This is a genomic window from Pseudomonas sp. IT-P258 (genome assembly GCF_949767825.1).
Lineage (GTDB): Bacteria > Pseudomonadota > Gammaproteobacteria > Pseudomonadales > Pseudomonadaceae > Aquipseudomonas > Aquipseudomonas monachiensis.
The window spans coordinates 1-598 of the sequence record NZ_CATKPU010000058.1; the positions used below are offsets into that span (position 1 = coordinate 1).

Genomic DNA, 598 nt, shown 5'->3' on the forward strand with positions numbered 1-598 from the left:
CATGCGCGGGTATTTCGGACTCCGTGGCGAAGAGCATTTGCGCATGAGTGAGCAACTGATCAACGCGGGAGTGGCAACGGGATATTACTTTGTCGGCATTTTCCTGCAGAACGGTTCGGCGGGACTACAGAAAGATCACGAAATGGCGTTGCGTTACTACCGCAAAGCCGCCGATGAAGGTAATCCGCTAGCTCAAGCCTATGTCGCAGACAAGTTGGCGCCGATCAACATTGCCCCGGACGTTGCCCGGCAAATGCGCCGTTGCGCTGGGGAGCAAGGAAACGGCAAAGCGGCAAGAGCACTAGGTATTAATTTATCGACGAAAGGGCGTTATCAGGAAGCACTCGAAGCATTCCAGCACGGGGCAGCGGCCGGTGACAGCACTTCGACTTCTTTTTTGAGCAAAGGCTTCCGTGGTCCGGAGCCGGATGATCGGATGTACTACCTGGGCCAACAGGAAGACCTCGAACGCGCCGATCGCTACGAAAAAATCTGGAAAATCCTCTCGGGTTACTCCTACGCCAATCCCAAAGTCCCCGAGATCAACGAGATCGTCCCACTGCCGCCTGCCACGTTGCCTGCTTGGGACGGCAAGCTC

At 56.0% G+C, this 598-nt stretch carries 1 protein-coding gene; it reads left to right on the top strand.

Features of this window, described 5'->3' with window-relative positions; genetic code table 11:
- Positions 1–598: DUF6396 domain-containing protein (locus tag ACM6G4_RS20660; RefSeq protein ID WP_414914501.1), on the top strand; the 598-nt coding region annotated here is incomplete at both ends.